At 63.8% G+C, this 13869-nt stretch carries 12 protein-coding genes; 4 read left to right on the forward strand and 8 right to left on the reverse strand.

Annotated elements, in window-relative coordinates; genetic code table 11:
* Positions 1–466 precede the first annotated feature (466 nt).
* Positions 467–1165 carry an alpha/beta hydrolase gene (locus VGR99_RS07850; RefSeq protein WP_326897769.1) on the forward strand — a complete coding sequence of 233 codons (699 nt, stop codon included), beginning with the start codon at positions 467–469 and terminating at the stop codon, positions 1163–1165.
* A gap of 2119 nt (positions 1166–3284) precedes the next feature.
* On the opposite strand, the gene VGR99_RS07855 is transcribed toward VGR99_RS07850, so the two are convergent.
* The 8 genes from VGR99_RS07855 to VGR99_RS07890 all read right to left on the reverse strand — a co-directional run bounded on the left by VGR99_RS07855 (position 3285) and on the right by VGR99_RS07890 (position 10610).
* Positions 3285–3485: a hypothetical protein gene (locus VGR99_RS07855; RefSeq protein WP_326897770.1), complete on the reverse strand. Its 201-nt coding sequence runs from the start codon at positions 3483–3485 to the stop codon at positions 3285–3287.
* Positions 3486–3779: 294 nt separating this feature from the next.
* A complete protein-coding gene (gene flhA / locus VGR99_RS07860; RefSeq protein ID WP_326897771.1) occupies positions 3780–5921 on the reverse strand; it encodes a flagellar biosynthesis protein FlhA in 2142 nt (713 codons plus the stop codon).
* A gap of 293 nt (positions 5922–6214) precedes the next feature.
* Positions 6215–6517, reverse strand: a complete 303-nt coding sequence (locus VGR99_RS07865; protein WP_326897772.1) for a copper-binding protein — start codon at positions 6515–6517, stop codon at positions 6215–6217.
* A gap of 11 nt (positions 6518–6528) precedes the next feature.
* Positions 6529–6981, reverse strand: coding sequence for a cupredoxin family protein (locus tag VGR99_RS07870; RefSeq protein ID WP_326897773.1), 453 nt, complete (start codon positions 6979–6981; stop codon positions 6529–6531).
* A 32-nt stretch (positions 6982–7013) separates the two neighbouring features.
* Positions 7014–8345: a copper oxidase gene (locus VGR99_RS07875; RefSeq protein ID WP_326897774.1), complete on the reverse strand. Its 1332-nt coding sequence runs from the start codon at positions 8343–8345 to the stop codon at positions 7014–7016.
* 13 nt (positions 8346–8358) lie between these two features.
* Entirely contained in the window at positions 8359–9798 is a 1440-nt protein-coding gene (locus VGR99_RS07880) for a TolC family protein (protein WP_326897775.1), read from the reverse strand.
* 9 nt (positions 9799–9807) lie between these two features.
* Complete coding sequence (locus VGR99_RS07885) at positions 9808–10092, reverse strand: hypothetical protein (protein ID WP_326897776.1); 285 nt, start codon at positions 10090–10092, stop codon at positions 9808–9810.
* Positions 10093–10166: 74 nt separating this feature from the next.
* Complete coding sequence (locus VGR99_RS07890; protein WP_326897777.1) at positions 10167–10610, reverse strand: hypothetical protein; 444 nt, start codon at positions 10608–10610, stop codon at positions 10167–10169.
* 233 nt (positions 10611–10843) lie between these two features.
* On the opposite strand from VGR99_RS07890, the gene VGR99_RS07895 reads away from it, so the two are divergent.
* The 3 genes from VGR99_RS07895 to VGR99_RS07905 are packed head-to-tail and all read left to right on the forward strand — an operon-like array spanning position 10844 to position 13864.
* Complete coding sequence (locus VGR99_RS07895) at positions 10844–11668, forward strand: GntR family transcriptional regulator (protein ID WP_326897778.1); 825 nt, start codon at positions 10844–10846, stop codon at positions 11666–11668.
* A 49-nt stretch (positions 11669–11717) separates the two neighbouring features.
* Positions 11718–12887: an ABC transporter substrate-binding protein gene (locus tag VGR99_RS07900; RefSeq protein WP_326897779.1), complete on the forward strand. Its 1170-nt coding sequence runs from the start codon at positions 11718–11720 to the stop codon at positions 12885–12887.
* A gap of 23 nt (positions 12888–12910) precedes the next feature.
* On the forward strand, positions 12911–13864 hold the full coding sequence (locus VGR99_RS07905) for a hypothetical protein (protein WP_326897780.1): 954 nt from the start codon (positions 12911–12913) through the stop codon (positions 13862–13864).
* The last annotated feature ends 5 nt before the right edge of the window (positions 13865–13869 follow it).

Below are 13869 nucleotides of genomic sequence, written 5' to 3' on the forward strand. Positions count from 1 at the left end.
GCAAACGCACGTAACCAATACTGCTAAACGAAGACATGCTCCGGCTCGTGTGCCCATTTTACCTCGCCCCGTCTTCGTAACAGGGACAACGTAGCAGGTTATGTCAGTCCATCCATAGCGTAAGTTGAGGACTGCAGACGTCCCTCGCTTGAGCCATTGTTAAGCTCGGTACCGCGAAGTCCGTTTTTGCCCCATCTGCGAAGTTGCGCCTCGGCGGTCAGAAGTCCGCTCGTTGAGCCCAGAGCGGACCAGATTTGCTCTACCTGAGTTCTTCGCGTTTTGACCCTTAGCCGACCTTCCGAGACGTCTGCCGATTTGTCCGCTTGTGATCTAGCGGGCATCGCCGGGCTTGGACACGATACGATTCTTCGACTAATGGGAGGGCCGCTGACCGAGCCGGTGTCTTGGTGCGTGATCCCGAGTCCTGGCGTACAATACGTCGCTTCGACCCCAATTCATCGGACGTATGATGAAGCGCATTTGTGCAGCCTTTTTCGGTCTCATCGCTATCCTCCCTAATGCCCCCGCGTTTGCCGCCGAGACCGTCACCATCGCAGGGTCTCGCGCGGTGCTGATTATGCCGTATTCACCGCGAGCGAGCGTGATCCTGATGCCCGGGAGCGATGGTGCGATCTTAGCCGGCGACCACGGCGACATCCACGGCCTGAACGGCAACCAGCTGGTCCGCACCCGCGATGCCTACGTCGCGCGTGGGCTCGCGGTACTGGTCGTCGATGTTGGGACAAACCTAAAGAGTGCTGTCGACTATATGGCGGAGATCAAGCGGCCCGTGACGGTGATAGCCACCAGCGCCGGCACGTGGCGCGCTGCAGAGGGGATTGCGCGTGGCGCGAGGCCGGACGCGCTGGTATTGACCTCGGGTATCCTCAGTCCGGAGTCGGGGCCGGCCTCGAGGAATGTTGAATCAATCCTCGGCTCGCCGTCGGCACTGCCGCCCACGCTTGTGATTCATCACCGCTATGACGGCTGCAATCTAACGCGGCCTTCTGGCGTCGATCCCTTCATCAAATGGGCGAGCGGCCGCGCGCGGGTGAGTTGGCTCTTGGGCGGCGTCAACCAAGGTAATCCCTGCTACGCAGACGCTTATCATGGATTCAAGGGCCTCGACGACCAAGTGGTTGATCTCGCCGCAGGCTTTCGCTGAAGCGTCTCCGTGTGATCGAAAATCACTTACGTCAGCTTCTGGCCCCGAAGCGGACACTCGCCGCCAAAACCTTGCAATTTTGTATAGCGGCACACTTATTTTGCGATCATGCTGTTCGTAAGTTGGCTGCGGGATTGAGTTGGCCACGGGAGGCAAAAAATGGAGCGACCAATCGCGCTGTCGGCGTTGCTGACAATTGGGTTTTTGGCTGGAAGCACTGGACCGGGAAGCGCCGCAGTCTACTGCCACTACGTTGGCTATCCCGCTAATTGCGCCGCACGTCCCGGGCTCGTAATCGCACCAAGCCACGAGCCTCGCCGAATCCCACCCTCAATTGATTCTCGCCCGAGCGGCGTTATTAGGCAGGACTTATTCGATCGGAATAACCCGAACAACCTGCGATCCGATTGGGCCAGTCCACCGGCTCAGCCGGGCTGGTGAGCGGTCAGTCGGCTTCTGGCCCTTTGCCAAGATGCCGGCAGCCCGATATCCGAAGCCCGATAACAGCCCTTGGCGAACTCCAAGATTACGGTGACAGCACTGTCACCGTAACCCGAAGAGTCAGCCGTTGAGGTCAGACCGGACATGGTGGCGGCGCGATCAAATCGACGCCAATGGACCCGTGGCTGACGTTAACCATCGATGTCGGCAGGCGTGCTATAGGTAGGCCACGCGTCGAGTGTGTGGCGAGAGGCGGCTCGCATGGATGGTAAGGATAGGATTTGGCCCTTCGGGCCTCACGTGTTCGGCGCGGTCGCTCTTCTGTGCGTCGCCTTTGTGATCTTTCACTTCGCTCGTGCGCCATCCACACAGGAGGCCATGCAGAGATCGCTCAAGGAATTGAATCTGCCAGAGCTTACAATAGCGTTCGCGCTTCACCCAGACACCTGCGCGATTGAAAGGTCTTTCTGGAGATGGCATGTAAGCTGCGAAGGCGTGCCGATTTCCTTCTATCAGGATCTGATGCAATGCAATCCGGGTCCCCCGAGGACTTGCTTTGCGATGCCTTCCGAGAAGCAGGTTTGCGTATCGTACTATTGGGATATCGATCTCAATGGTATGCCGTCAAACCCACTCGGTGACCATGGTCGCCATGCTTCCGTTGGCGACGGTTGCAATCCCAAGGGCTCGATCTTGGCTGAGCGCGAGGCGATGGCGAGACTCGGAATTGTGCCTCATCACGTCGAATAGACTCCACCGGAGTGCAGTGAACCTGACCAAGTGAAGCCATTCGTTGTCAAGGCACCGCCGGCTCAATGACAAGCCCTTGCGTTGCCCGACGGGCAAAACACCCAAGCCCTCGGTCAATCGGTGCCGCCAAAAATATTCTTCTTTACCGAAATTCGGAAATGGCTTATGTTTCGGGCGACCCGGCCCAAGGAAGAGGGGCGTATCGCGATCGTCACGACGCGGGCCGGACGGCGGTGGACGCAGGCCACATCGGCGCGAAGGGTTTTGCAGGGCGGGCAACCGTGAGCAAAACGTCGCGCACACGACCGGTGTGATCGGCGTACGGCAAAATCGTGTGGTCCTGGCGCCCGGGGTCTGTGCGCCAAGTCTTGTGGTGATACGTGCGGCCCAACCGGGCCTTCGCATCAGCCATCCGCGAGGCGACGGGGGCAATAGTGCATCGCTCCCCGGGGAGAGCGCGACATAAGCCGTCAACCCACTGCGCAGGGAAGGCCGTGTGTTGGGCTTCACCTGTATGCCGCTGTGCAGATCTTCTGACTCCGACTTCGCACAGTGGACCGCGGGTGCCAGCCGGCGCCCGGCCTTCCCTGCGCCCTCTTTCAATCGAGGGTGAGACGGCCAGGCAAAGCTCGGGCGAGATGAGCCGCGAGAATGCGAAAGTGTGCCTGCGATAGCCGTAGGATGGGTAGAGCGCAGCGAAACCCATCATGCTTCAGCGGGGAGGAAGGGCGATGGGTTTCGCTTCGCTCTACCCATCCTACTGCTCACCATGGAGGAATGAGAAACATACCCCAGACGTGAGAAAGCGCCCGTGGGGGGCGGGCGCTTTCCGTAGTCGACTTGGGGTTGGGGTCGTCTACATATCCACGTGGCGACTTTGGGGGGCTGGTAAAGAGCCGCGTGAATTCACAAAACTTGTCAGTTCTCCTTATCGAACGAGGGACGCGTTCGAGCTGGTGATAACGACCGGCTTGCCGGCCTTGATGACGCGGGCCGTCTGGGTCAGACCTTCATCCGAGCCCGAGCGTGCCGTGATGCCGAAGCCCGCCAACGCGATCCCGGCGACGAGGGCCACGACCACAACCTTCAGGTGGGTCGAGCGATCTGCGCTGTAGATCGAGTGGTTCATGGAAGGCTCCTGCCGCCATCTACCCGAAGTAGTCTCCAGCCAGTTCAGGCAGGTTCATGCTTCCGGTGACCAACAACCTAGTATTGGGGGGATTCGTTCCCAAGGGGCGATCACAAGAGCGTGACAGGACGTGAAAGATCGCGATCAAAAACGATGCGAGATCGTTCGATTATATAATTATTTCAAAGATTTAATGTGCTTGCGAGGCGCCCTGCCGGCATGTGGTCGACAAGGCGCCAGGAACTCAAAAACCATTTGCCTGTGGCCGAAAAACACACGGCTTCTTAAGGCAAATCAGATGCTTCCGACCGTTTTCAGTCTCGCGCGGGGGTGGATTTCAGCCTGTGACAACACGGTGGTTTGGGCGCGGAACCGCTCCACCAGGGAACGCACGAAGGGACGAATTGCCGCAGAGGTGACCAGCACCGGGGCCTCGCCTTCGCGCGCGGCGCGCTCGAATGCCTCGCGCACGGCGGTCATGAACTCCGACAGTTTCGAGGGCTGCATCGCGAGGCTGCGCTCCTCGCCCTGGCCGATGATGGATTCGGCAAAGGCCTGCTCCCACCGCGCCGACAGCGCGATCAGCGGCAGATAGCCGTTGTAGGAGGTGTTCTGGGCGCAGATCTGCCGGGCGAGGCGGGCGCGGACGTGCTCGACCATGGTCGCGGGATTGCGCGAGAAGGCCAGCGAATCCGCGATGCCTTCGAGGATGGTCGAGAGGTCGCGGATCGAGATGCGCTCGGCCAGCAGCAGCTGCAGCACGCGCTGGATGCCGGAGACCGTGACCTGGCCGGGGACGATGTCCTTGACCAGTTCGCTCTGCTCCTTCGGCAGCTCCTTGAGCAGCTTCTGCACCTCGCCATAGGAGAGCAGATCCGACATGTTGGCCTTGAGCAGCTCGGTGAGGTGGGTCGAGAGCACGGTCGCGGCGTCGACGACGGTGTAGCCCTTGAGCGAGGCCTCTTCCTTGAGGCTGGCATCGACCCAGGTCGCGGGAAGGCCGAAGGTCGGCTCGGTGGTGTGGATGCCGGGCACCTGCACCTGGCTGCCGCCGGGATCCATGACCATGAACTGGTTCGGCCAGATCTTGCCGCTGCCGGCGTCGACCTCCTTGATCTTGATGATGTAGGTGTTGGCCTCGAGCTGGACGTTGTCGAGAATGCGCACCGCCGGCATGACAAAACCCATCTCGATCGCGAGCGAACGGCGCAGCGCCTTGATCTGCTCGGTGAGGCGGTCGGTGCCATCGGGGCCGTTGACGAGTGGCAACAGGGCATAGCCGAGCTCGATCTTGAGGTCGTCGATCTTGAGCGCGGCCGAGATCGGCTCTTCGGCCGCTGCGGCGCCCGGCGCACCCGGCGTTCCCGGAGCGGCCGCGGTCCTGGCGGCTTCCTCGGCCTTGGCGGTCACCCGGTTGCGGTTGCGGGCGTGCCAGGCCAGCGCGCCGGCGCCGGCACCGAGCGCCAGGAAGGGGATGGTCGGAATGCCCGGCAGGGCCGCCAGCACCAGCATGACCGCCGAGGACATCGCGAGCGCCTGCGGATAGCCGGAGAACTGCTTCATCAGCGCCTTGTCGGCGGCGCCGGAGACACCGGCCTTGGAGACCAGCAGGCCGGCCGCGGTCGAGACGATCAGCGCCGGCACCTGGGTGACGAGGCCGTCACCGACGGTCAGCAGCGTGTAGCTGCGCCCGGCGTCGGCGAAGGAGAGGCCCTGCTGCGCGACGCCGATGATCATGCCGCCGACGACGTTGATGAAGACGATCAGAAGGCCGGCGATGGCATCGCCGCGGACGAACTTCGAGGCACCGTCCATCGCGCCGAAGAAGCCGCTCTCGTCCTCCAGCTCCTTGCGGCGCTGCTTGGCGACCTTCTCGTCGATCAGGCCGGCGGAGAGGTCGGCGTCGATCGCCATCTGCTTGCCGGGCATGGCGTCGAGGTGGAAGCGCGCGGCGACTTCGGCGATACGGCCCGAACCCTTGGTGATGACGACGAAATTGACGATGATCAGGATGGCGAAGACGATGATGCCGATGACGAAATTGCCGCCCATCACGAAGCTGCCGAAGGCTTCGATGACGTGACCGGCGGCATCCGTGCCCTCGTGCCCGTGCGACAGGATCAGGCGGGTCGAGGCCATGTTGAGCGACAGGCGCAGCATGGTCGAGATCAAGAGGATGGTCGGGAAGGCGGAGAATTCCAGCGGCGCCTGGATGAACAGCGAGGTCATCAGGATCAGGATCGAGAGCGTGATCGAGATCGCCAGGAACAGGTCCAGCACGATCGCGGGCAGCGGCAGGATCAGCACCACCAGGATGGTGAGGACGCCGAGCGCCAGCGCGATGTCGCCGCGCTTGAGGACGCTGACGATGTCGTTGAGGGAGGGGATGCTGGGCTTCGGGCTGCCTACGCCCTGTCCTGCGGTGACGTCGACCATGGTAGCTGCCTCCCCGCGCGACCGCCGGCCGCGCGCCCCGAACGTCTGCGCGGCGGCCGAAGGGCCGCCGTTCCGAAAGTGAGGCACCGCACTGGCGTCCACGGGGGGTCTCCCGTTCTAAACGCGGCTGACGACACTCGACTCCACCCGGCAATTCTTGCCGGGTGTATGGTTAGCAAAGGGTTAACGGAGGGTGCGGCAGGAGGTCGGACCGGGCTGTTTCGGGGCCTTGGCGGTCATTCCGGGCTCGCGCCAAGGGGGCGCGCCCCGGAATGCCAGTTGAGGGGAGGCCGCTACTTGGCCTTCTCCATCTTCGTCACCGTGTACCCCGACGCCGCCTCCTCGGCCTCGAAGGTCACCTTGTCGCCGACCTTGACCTGCTTGAGCAGAGCCGGGTCCTTGACGCGGTAGACCATGGTCATGGGTTCCTCCATGCCGAGGCTCTTGGCCGGCCCGTGCTTGAGCGTGATCTTGCCGGCGCTCTCGTCGATCTTCTTGACCTCGCCGCTGATCGAGGCGGCCCCGGCTGCGAGAGTTCCCGTGGCAAGGCCGGCGGTCAACGCCAGCGCTGCCGCGATCCGGATGATGCGGTTCATGGCAGTCTCCTTCATTTCACGGTGACGTGGCCGACCATGCCGTAGTCGCGATGGCCGGGGATCAGGCAGGAAAATTCGAACGTGCCGGCCTTGGTGAATTTCCAGAGGATCTCGGCCGTCTTGCTCGGCGCGAGGCGCACGCCGTTCGGATCGTCGTGCTCCATGTGCGGATGCTTCTTCATCACCTCGCCATGGGCCAGATTCTCCTTCGTGGTCGCGAGCAGGAATTCGTGGTCCTCCTTGCCGACATTGCGCAGCATGAAGCGGATCTGCTCGCCGCGTTTGACCTCGATCTTGGCGGGTGCATAGTCCATCTCGTTCAGCAGGACCTCGATGGTGCGCGCGGGCTTGTCGGGATTGCCGGGCTCGCCGGCCGAGAAGGTCCCATGATCGTGCTTTTCGTGGGCAAAAGCCGGCGCGATCGAAAGCGCTGCCAGCGCGAGTGCAAGTTTGATCGTCTTCATCTTGTTCTCCAGTTGGTGGTTCATCGAAAATTTCACATCTTCATCTTGTGCGTCGGCGCGTTGGGTTGCCGTGCCGGCGCTGCATCGGGCGCCTCGACCTCGTAGGCGACGGTGCCTTTCGGGAATTGGTAGGGGCCGGGATCGCGGTAATCGTCGCGCGCGAGGTTCTCGCGGATCTTCATCACCGTGAACATCCCGCCCATCTCGATCGAGCCGAACTGGCCGGTGCCGGTCATCATCGGCAGCGTGTTGTCGGGCGCGGGCATCTCCATCTTGTCCATCGCCATGCCGGTCGAGCCCATCGCCATCGCGTCCGGCGCGAGCTTGCCGACGGCCCTGGCGAGATCCTTGCGCGACACGCCGATCAGGTTGCGCACCTCGTGTCCCATGGCGTTCATGGTGTGGTGCGATTTGTGGCAGTGGAACGCCCAGTCGCCGGGATTGTCGGCGAGCACGTCGAACACGCGCACCGCGCCGACGGGAACGTCGGTGGTCGTCTCCGGATATTGCGCGCTCTCCGGAATCCAGCCGCCGTCGGTGCAGGTCACGGCGAAGCTGTGGCCGTGCAGATGGATCGGATGGTTGGTCATGCTGAGATTGCCGATGCGCACGCGCACCTTGTCGCCGAGCCGCACCGCCAAGGGATCGATGCCCGGAAACACCCGCGAATTCCAGGTCCACATATTGAAGTCGGTCATCTCGTTGACCTGCGGCAGATAAGTGCCGGGATCGACCCGATAGGTGCTCATCACGAAGACGAAGTCGCGGTCGACGGGCCGGAAGCTCTGGTCGCGCGGGTGCACGACGACCATGCCCATCATGCCCATCGCCATCTGCACCATCTCGTCGGAATGCGGGTGGTACATGAAGGTCCCGCTCTTCTTCATCTCGAACTCGTAGACGAAGGTCTTGCCCGGATCGATGTGCGGCTGGGTCAGCCCGCCGACGCCGTCCATGCCGCTCGGAATGATCATGCCGTGCCAGTGCACGGTGGTGTATTCGGGCAGGCGGTTGGTGACGAAGATGCGGACCTTGTCGCCCTCGACGGCTTCAATCGTCGGGCCCGGCGACTGGCCGTTATAGCCCCAGAGGTTCACCTTCATGCCTTCGGCGAATTCGCGCACCACGGGTTCTGCGACGAGATGGAATTCCTTCCAGTCACCGTTCATGCGGAACGGCAGCGACCAGCCGTTCAGCGTGACCACGGGGCGATAGTCGGGTCCGCTGATCGGATGCAGCGGCGGCTGCATCACCACCTTGTCCATGATGGGCGCTTCCGGAATCGAGGCCGCCTGCACGCGGCCGCTGACGACCGAGGCGCTGGCAAGCGCGGCGGTGCCCAAAAATCCTCGGCGGGAAAACATGCTGCTCTCCATGTCAGTGGCCGCCATCGGCAGGCGCTGCCGCGGCGATCGTGGTTGGATTGTCGCCACTGGCCGCAGGCGCGCCGCCGCCATTGACGGCGGTCTGCAACTCGGACTGGGCGAGAAAGAATCGTTGCTTGGCGTCGATCGCCCCGCGCAGCGCGGCCAGGCGTTGCCGTGCCTCGGTCAGCAGCGCGAAGATGTCCACCTGCATGCTGGAGAAGCGGAGCTGCATCTCCTCGGTGATGATTTTTCGCAACGGGATGATCTCGCGCTGGTAGTGGCTGGCGATGTCGTAGGTCGAGCGGTAGGCGCGATAAGCATCACGCGCCTCCGAGCGCACGTTGACGGCGCGCTCGGTGAGACGGTTGAAGGCGAGGTTGTAGGTCTCCGCCGCCTGCCGCACGCGCACCTCGCCGCCATCGAAGATCGGGATCTGGAACTGCACGTCGAAGCCGCGTTCGCGGAACGGCGGACCTTCGGGATCCTGGGTGCGGCGGGAGATGCCGGCGAGATCGAGCAGCGTCACGAAGCGCGTGGCTTCGGTGAGGTTGAGCGATTTCGCCAGCGCCGTCAGTTCCAGCCGGGCGATCTGCAGGTCGATGCGGTGGGCGACCGCGTCGGCTTCGATCGAGGGTAGCGCTTGCGGCCGGCGCGGCAGCGGCGGCAACTGGTTCGGGAGACGGAAGTCGAGGCCGCCGTCCCACAGCCCCATCAGCCGAGCCAGTCTTTCGCGCCCGCTCGTTGCCGCCTGACGGGCGGTGGCGAGATCGGCTGTCGTCTCGGCGTAGAACACCTGTTCGCGGGCCTGGTCGAGCTTGTTGAGCGAGCCGGTCTCGCCGAGCTTGACGGCAAGCTGCGCGGTCGATTCCGCCGTCGCCTTTGCGTCCGTGAGCAGCACCACCATTTCGTTGGCGGCGGCGGCGCGGACATGAGCGCGCCGTACGTCGGCGGCGAGCCGCAATGTCGCCAGCGCCGCGCGCAATTGCGCCTGGCGAAAACGCTCGCGGGCGATGTCGGAGCGGAACGGCAGTGTGGCGAGCGCGAGGATGTCGCCAACCACCTGACGCTCGATCTCGTTGGCGCCATTGCCTGAAATGCGCGAGATCGAGAACACCGGATTGGGCGGCAGGCTCTGCTCGACCAGCTCGGTTTCGGCCAGCGCCAGCTCGTTATAGGCGGCCTGCAGCCCCTTGTTGTTGAGTAGCGCGATCTGGACCGCCGCGTCCGCACTAAGTGTCCGCGACAGCAATTGGCGAACGCGCGCGTCGACCGCGCCGGCGCCCTCGGGCGTGCGCACGAAGGCGACATCCTTGTTGATGGTCCGGCTGGTCAGGTCCGCGACCTCGGTCATGCCGCTGTCGGGCGAGAACGCGGCGCAGCCGGCAAGACCGGGTGCAAAGAGACCGAACGAGGCGAGAGCGAGCAGGCTGCGCGCAAAACGGCGTGTCATGGCGCGCTCCTACCGGTCTTGCTTCGGCTGCGGCGCAACAGCGTCGTTGCGGTCGCGCCATGGCGCCGGCGTCGCGGGCCGCAGGCTGGTGTAGGGCGCGGTGGTCGACCGATAGCCGACGGGCGCGACCTTCGCCGCGGGATCAGCGGGATCGGCGGTGGCCACCTGCGTCGTTGCCGGCATGCAGCCGGCCAGCGCCAGCGCAATCAGGGCCAGCAGCGGCCAACTAAATAGAGAGTGTCCTGCACGCGTCGCAGATGCGGCGGCAGACTTCGCCCCGGAAAGGGTCAGCATGAATCATCCTTGATCTGTCGTGAGACCACGGGTTCGCGCGCGCAGACGCGCGTCGGCCCTGACGTCGTGTCAGATCAGGCGATGGGAGGGCGGTAGCGCTGCGGCGGCGCCGCGCTGTGCAGGCTCACCACGATCTCGGGCGCGCAGGCAGAGATCGGCTGCAGCGGCTTGGCGACGCTGGGCAGATCGGCCGGCAGCGCGCTGACGCACATCATCGCGCAGCACGGGCCAGCCTTGCCCTTGCCGTCATGGTGATGCGACGCCGGTACGTCCTGTGCGGCGGTCTGCAGATGCGCATGCGGTCCCGCGTGGCCGTGCGACATATCGCCATGCGTATGGTCCGCGGCCATTTGGTGATGCACCGGAACGAGGTCGGCAAGGATCGCGTCGTCGAGGCACGGCGCTGGACCACTGCCCCAGGCAAGTGCCGCAGCCGGCGCGAGCACGCAGAACAGATAGGCGAGGGCGATGATCCGCCCCACCCTGATCCGCATCGACCTTCTAAGCTGCAAGAACATCCGCCCGAACGACTCATCGTGTGTCCATATCGCACACGCGAACTGCAAGATAATGACAAAGCCCGCGGCCGCCTAGCCGCGACGGACCTCACTTGCCGGAAAAAAGCGATCCATCCACGCCCGCCACAACGTGACGCATCGTCGGGCACGGTCTGGCGAGAATTTACGCTTGCTTAAATGTATGCTTAGGCAGACAATCATCCAATCGAGAGCCGACAAATGTGGTTGGTGTGATGCAGGACGTGAGCGACAGCGTGCTGGTGCTGGAAGCGGATTGGGCCAATCCGCCGCTTGATCGCAGTTCGCCGCTCCCACTTTATGCTCAGATAAAACAACGGCTTATCGGTACGATCCTACGCTGGCAGCATCCAGACCGGCGCTTCTTCTCCGACGAGCAATTGTGCGAGATGTTCTGCGTCAGCCGTGACACCGTGCGTCAGGCAGTCTCCGAGCTGGTCCGCGAAGGCATGCTCACGCGAAGCCGCGGCCTCGGCACCTTCGTCGCCGTCCACAAGCTGGAGGAGCGGTTCGGTCCGGGCATGGATTTCATGCGGCAGTGGGAAGCCGCAGGTACCCCGATCCAGCCGACCCTTCTCGTCTTTGAGCGCTGTGGCGCCGACGAGCAGGTCGCTGCCGCGCTCGAGGTCGAGGTCGGCACCCGGATTCTCTTCATCAAGCGGACACGCGCCGCGGCACGCGTGCCGGTCGCCATCGATTACCGCTATCTGCCGGCCGATCTCGTCGCCGATTGGGACGAGAGCGCGGCGCTTGCGTCTCCGCTTCATCTGCTCTGGCAGCGTGTCGAGCTCCGCACCGGCGACTTTGGCATCGAGGCCGGCATCGCCGGGCCCGAGGAGGTCGAATATCTGCATCTTGCCGCGGGCGCGCCGGTGCTGACGCGCACGCTCCGCTATCGCGACTCGACCGGCCGGCTGGTGATGGCCGGGCACACCGTCCATCGCGGCGACCTCGTGCGCTACTCGCTGAGCGTGCCGCTGTCGCGCGACGGCAAGGCGCCGGCCCATGAGGTCGACAAGAGCCGCGTGCACGACGATTGAACGAGGGCAACGGGTCGCTGCGAGGCGCCCATTCTGAGTGGAGGGTATCGTGAGTTTTGACCGGCGCAATTTCCTGCAACTCATCGGCGGCACCGCACTGGCCGCGACCGGCGCGCGGACCGGCTGGGCGGCGGACGAGCCGCTGCGCGTCGGTTCGATCCTCTCGGTCACCGGACCGGGCGCATTTCTCGGCGAGGACATGAAGGCCGGCCTGCAGCTCGCGGTTGACGAGATCAACGCCGCCGGCGGTATCGGCGGCCGCAAGATCGCCTGGACCTTTTACGATGCGGAGAGCCAGACCCAGAAGGCGATCTCGGCGACGCGGCGCCTGATCAGCCAGGACAAGGTCCAGCTCATTCTCAGCGGAGGAAACATGAGCGGCATCGCGCTCGCGATGGCGCCGATGGCGGAATCCGCCAGCATTCCCTTCATCTCGAGCGAGGGCGCGCTCGCCATCGTCACACCGGTTGCGGAGCGCAAATTCGTGTTCAAGAGCACCGTCGACGACGAGGACGTGCTCGAACGCATCGCCGACTATTTCGCCAAGAAGAAAATCAAGAAGGTCGCGCTGATCGCCGATACCTCCGGCTTCGGCCAGGGCGCGGTGACGCAGATGAAGAAGGTCGGGCCGCGTCGCAATCTCGACGTCGTCTATGAATCGTTCGATCCGGCCGATACGGACATGATGCCGCAGCTCACCCGCATCCGCGACAGCGGCGCGGAGGCGATCATCTGCTGGACCGTCACGCCGGCCGGCGTCGTGTTCCTGAAGCAGGCGCAGCAGCTCGGCCTCGACAGCCGCACCCTGATCCACAGCTACGGCTTCGTTTCGTCGCACTACATGACGCTGGCGGGCGATGCCGCCAAGTCGGTGTTGCTCGCGAGCCTGAAATTCCCGGTCGGCGAGCAGCTCCCGGACAGCGATCCGCTCAAGGTCGGCATTCTCCGCCTGTTCCGCTCCTACCAGGAGCGCTTCAACCGCGCGGCCAGTCTCTACGCGGCCGAATCCTACGACGCGGCCATGCTGGCGAAAGAAGCGCTGAGCAAGGTCGGCGGTGACGTCTCCAAGCTCCCGCAGGGCATGGAGCAGATCAAGAATTTCGCGGGCATGAGCGGCGTCTTCAGCTTCTCGCCGGAGCGCCATTCGGGCCTGTCGAAGAAGGACATCGTGCTGATCAACTGGCGCGACGGCCGTTTCAATCTCGCCGATTACGAATAGGCCTGAACAGGAAGGAGAATGCCATGGCGCTCTCGCAAGATATGTCGGAAGAGCAGACCTTCGAGCTGGTGCAATCGCTGCTCGATGCGCCCGAAAGCCGCTTCCCGCTGACCTTCAATTCGGACCTGCCGCGGATCCGCGAGCTGTTTCACGCCGCGACCCGCAACCAGTGGGATCCGAAGACCGACGTGGACTGGGATCAGCTCAAGCCCGAGATCTATACCGAGGAGCAGCGCTATGCCGCGCGGCTCTACTGGAGCCGGCGGGCCTGGAGCGAATATGGCGCGATCTCGGAGAGCCCCTCGCTCCAGCTCCGCTTCGGTCTGGAGAACCGTCCCTCCGACATGCAGCTGTTCTTCACCATCCGCTCGCAGGAGGAGGCACGCCACGCCGAGGTCTGCCACACCATGGCGGAGAAGCTCGGCGGCTACATCGAGAAGCCGGTGCAGCAACTGTTCGAAGGCTCGGTGTCGACCCACGGTGTGCGCCGTGCGACGCTGAACGCCGACGTTCCGCTCGAAGGCATCGTCGCGGCGCTGGTCTGCACCGCCGAAGAGATTGCCTTCGACGTGTTCAAGCACCTCGACGACGTAACGCGTGATCCCGTCGCCAGGCAGATCGTCCGCTTCATCATGCGCGACGAATCTCGCCACTGCGCCTTCGGCTGGTACTTCCTCGAGGCGATCTGCGAGACGTTGACGCCGGAGCAGAAGAAGATGATCGAGAATTCGGTCATCACCATGATGGAGAAGGTCGAGCTCAACGGCTACCATTCGAGCTGGCTCGCGCCGGAGAATCCCGCCTCGCGTGCCGAGGTCGAGGCCGACCGCATCACCTACGACGCCGGTCTCGGCTCCACGGTGGAAGAGGCCGAGAAGCCGGTCTTCGTCGCCACCGTCCAGCGCATCCGCGATCAGATGAAGCCGCTCGGCATCAATTTGCCGCCGTTCCATCACGACAAGCTCGGGACGATCTGACGTGC

It is taken from the genome of Bradyrhizobium sp. (assembly GCF_035935975.1).
GTDB lineage: Bacteria > Pseudomonadota > Alphaproteobacteria > Rhizobiales > Xanthobacteraceae > Bradyrhizobium.

Coding starts and splice junctions, on each gene's coding strand:
- VGR99_RS07850 (WP_326897769.1), top strand. CDS start 467: ATGATGAAGCGCATTTGTGCAGCCTTTTTCGGTCTCATCGCTATCCTC.
- VGR99_RS07855 (WP_326897770.1), bottom strand. CDS start 3,485: ATGAACCACTCGATCTACAGCGCAGATCGCTCGACCCACCTGAAGGTT.
- flhA (WP_326897771.1), bottom strand. CDS start 5,921: ATGGTCGACGTCACCGCAGGACAGGGCGTAGGCAGCCCGAAGCCCAGC.
- VGR99_RS07865 (WP_326897772.1), bottom strand. CDS start 6,517: ATGAACCGCATCATCCGGATCGCGGCAGCGCTGGCGTTGACCGCCGGC.
- VGR99_RS07870 (WP_326897773.1), bottom strand. CDS start 6,981: ATGAAGACGATCAAACTTGCACTCGCGCTGGCAGCGCTTTCGATCGCG.
- VGR99_RS07875 (WP_326897774.1), bottom strand. CDS start 8,345: ATGTTTTCCCGCCGAGGATTTTTGGGCACCGCCGCGCTTGCCAGCGCC.
- VGR99_RS07880 (WP_326897775.1), bottom strand. CDS start 9,798: ATGACACGCCGTTTTGCGCGCAGCCTGCTCGCTCTCGCCTCGTTCGGT.
- VGR99_RS07885 (WP_326897776.1), bottom strand. CDS start 10,092: ATGCTGACCCTTTCCGGGGCGAAGTCTGCCGCCGCATCTGCGACGCGT.
- VGR99_RS07890 (WP_326897777.1), bottom strand. CDS start 10,610: ATGTTCTTGCAGCTTAGAAGGTCGATGCGGATCAGGGTGGGGCGGATC.
- VGR99_RS07895 (WP_326897778.1), top strand. CDS start 10,844: ATGCAGGACGTGAGCGACAGCGTGCTGGTGCTGGAAGCGGATTGGGCC.
- VGR99_RS07905 (WP_326897780.1), top strand. CDS start 12,911: ATGGCGCTCTCGCAAGATATGTCGGAAGAGCAGACCTTCGAGCTGGTG.